The 2,652-nt window shown below is 62.3% G+C and carries 3 protein-coding genes; all 3 read right to left on the bottom strand.

Annotated features, from left to right (window positions below):
• Positions 1-125 precede the first annotated feature (125 nt).
• Positions 126-608, bottom strand: coding sequence for an RES family NAD+ phosphorylase (locus tag EPN80_RS04635; RefSeq protein ID WP_293024314.1), 483 nt, complete (start codon positions 606-608; stop codon positions 126-128).
• Entirely contained in the window at positions 605-1,096 is a 492-nt protein-coding gene (locus tag EPN80_RS04630; RefSeq protein ID WP_293024312.1) for an antitoxin Xre/MbcA/ParS toxin-binding domain-containing protein, read from the bottom strand. The genes EPN80_RS04635 and EPN80_RS04630 overlap by 4 nt, the downstream gene beginning before the upstream one ends.
• Before the next feature lie 286 nt (positions 1,097-1,382).
• Entirely contained in the window at positions 1,383-2,096 is a 714-nt protein-coding gene (locus EPN80_RS04625; RefSeq protein WP_293024310.1) for a hypothetical protein, read from the bottom strand.
• Positions 2,097-2,652 lie beyond the last annotated feature (556 nt).

The raw sequence follows: 2,652 nt of genomic DNA, 5'->3' as shown, positions 1-2,652 counted from the left end.
TGATAATGGGAATTATCAGAGTAGACGGCGGAGCGGGGGGGCGCCCGGTTGCATCATTTTGTTCCTGTCTTTTGCAGAATATTGTTCCCAGCCGCTCGACGAAGACGGCGGGCCGTCAACGGGGCTCAGGGCGCGCCGTGGCCAAACAGTCGCGGATCGAGCGTGAACGGCGTGGTGCTCACGACGCGCACGAGCGTCATCTCCGGATGCAGCGGATTGAGCAGCAGGTTCTCGTCCAGAGGGCAAATCGCCGAAGGCACGCGCATTCCCAATGGCTCGCCCGCTTCGAGCCATTGCCGGCCGATCGCGCGCGTCGGCGTCGAGTCGCTGCTCAGGTCGGCCCAGTTGGGCGGCAATGCCGGTACGAACGCCGTGTCGTAGAGGCGATCTGGCAACTCGAGCGTCACCATGAAATAGCCACCCGCCGGCAGATCCCCCGACAGGTGTACTAGCGCCTCGAGGAGTGCGGTCGACGCATGGCTGCAGGTATACAGCACCCGCATGCCCCTTGGATTCCACCGGCCACCGGCGATGGCCGCGCCGTGGCCGCTGAGATCGTCGGCGCGATAATGGCCGCGCCGCTCTTTCGCCAAGCGGTATAGTCTCACGCCGATACGCCGTGAATCACCCGCAGCAGCAAGTCGCGCGCGCGGTCGTAACCGGGTTGCGAATCCAGCACGTCGAGCGGGCTCAAGCCCCCGAGTTCGGCGTGCGGTCGGCGCATCCAGGCGATCGCCCGGGCCTCGTCCTCGAAAACCTCGGTGGCCAGACGGCGCAGGTACAGCACGCGGGCGACGCGATCGGACTCCGCCGGCGACAGTCGCTCCTGGCGCTGGATCTTGCGCAGAATCGTCGAGCTGGGCAGATTGAGGCTGAAGAGCAGGGTCTGGACCGGCATGTGCAGCAATTCCCTGGCGACGCGATCGATGACGCGCGCTTCAAACCCGTCGCGGATCAGTTGGCGCTGCGCGAGCGGTGCATCCAGCACCAGAAAGTCGTCCATGGCGGCCGGCAGAGTGCCGGGATGGCTGACCAGCGCGTGCGCTGGCGCCGCCTTGCGCCCCGGTCGGTGACCCGTAGGGTGATTGAGTGACATGGCAAACTCCTGAATGGGAATGTCGCATCTCCCATTTTAATGTACTCCCACATGGAAGTCGAGTTATTCCCATTTGATAGTGGCTGTGGTGCACTTGATTTGGCCTGAGCGATCAAAGAGGGGCAACGGGCACTCAGAATCATCAGCGGCCTCAGGCCATGGGTAGCCGTCAGCCGGCGGCCGTGCGACCGCCGTTGCGCATGAGAAATCGCCGCGCACGGAGGCCGGGAGGGAACCCGGCTAGGCCGTTGCATCCAACGGCTGCCCTGCCGCCACCCGGAACGGCTTAACCGGTCGCGAACGTCGACCGGAGATGGTCATACGGCGGCGTCGCCGACAACAACTGGCAGTACCCATCCAGGAACGCCACAGCAGACTTCACACTCCATTCAGCCGCGCCGTGGCCCATCACGCGGTCCGGGAAGTAAGGGTTGCCCGTGCCGGTCAGCCGATTGTCAGCAAAGTAGGCCTGCAGCTTCTTCTCGAAATCGCCCGCCTTCTGTTCGCTAGGCTCCTTGCCTGCCTCCTGCGTCACCAGTTTGTAGTGCATCAGGCTGTTGCGCAGCGCGAGCAGCGAGTCGACGGCCTTGTACGGCGCCCCCTTCCGGTCAAGGGCAGGCAGGTCCAGCAGGCGCAGCGCCAGGTCGTATTTCTCCAGCACCGATTCCCGCTCGACTTTGGGCACATCGGTCCAGACACGGGCGACCAGCGCCGCCTTGTCCGCGGCGATGCCCAGCTGGTTCTTCGCCCCCTGGTCACGGCATTCGGCGAACAGTTCGTTCACGAAAGCTTCGACGGCCGCCGCGCTCATCGTGATGGCGCCGGCCACAAACGCGAAATGCTCGTCGCGCTCTGCGCGGGGGATGTTGTCCTTGATGGTACGACCTGCTTCAAGGGTACAGGCTTTCTTCGCCAGCAACGCCGCACTGGTCAGGTAGTTCATCGACAGGTACGTGCGCATCGTGATTTGCATTGATTTGTTAAAGCTAATAGTGCTCATTGGAAGGGCTCCCAGAGGTCATTGTTTTTGCCAGGCTTGCCCATACGAAGGAACCCGGCGCGTGCGCGTGAGCATGTGGAGGCGGCGGATTCAAGTTGCAAGAGTCAAAACGCACGCGTCACGAAAGATTCAAACGTGCACATCTGATAACTGCGCTTATCAGGTGTGCAGGTAAGTAGATGTTAGCGTTCAGTTGGCGAACGGCGGTTCGCTTTGCGATGTGCTTTAAGGAAAGGCCGTTTTATCGTGGGAGCGGTCATCGCAACTACACAACGACGACCGGCAGTCGTGGGTCGCAAAGCGCCGATCATTATCAGACGGGATGCCGCTAGGCAGCGGCGCCAGCCAGCGTGCCAGAGACAAAAGGGCCGGAACTCGCCAAATTTCGACCGGTCGTCCCAGAGTAGGCCACCCGGCTCGATATGATGGGCGACCAACTTGCGAAGTGGACACCGAAAATCGACCGCCATCAGAGCGAAGCGCCCTCTGTCCGGGAGGTCTCGCCTCGCATGCCGATGAAAGTGAACGTTTTTGGATGAACTCCGGGTTCGATCTA

Source organism: Pandoraea sp., assembly GCF_004297875.1.
GTDB lineage: Bacteria > Pseudomonadota > Gammaproteobacteria > Burkholderiales > Burkholderiaceae > Pandoraea.
This window is presented reverse-complemented; position numbering and strand designations above follow the sequence as displayed.

Bases quoted from the DNA above. Each gene is read 5' to 3' on its own strand.
- EPN80_RS04630 (WP_293024312.1), bottom strand. From the start codon at position 1,096: ATGTCACTCAATCACCCTACGGGTCACCGACCGGGGCGCAAGGCGGCG.
- EPN80_RS04625 (WP_293024310.1), bottom strand. From the start codon at position 2,096: ATGAGCACTATTAGCTTTAACAAATCAATGCAAATCACGATGCGCACG.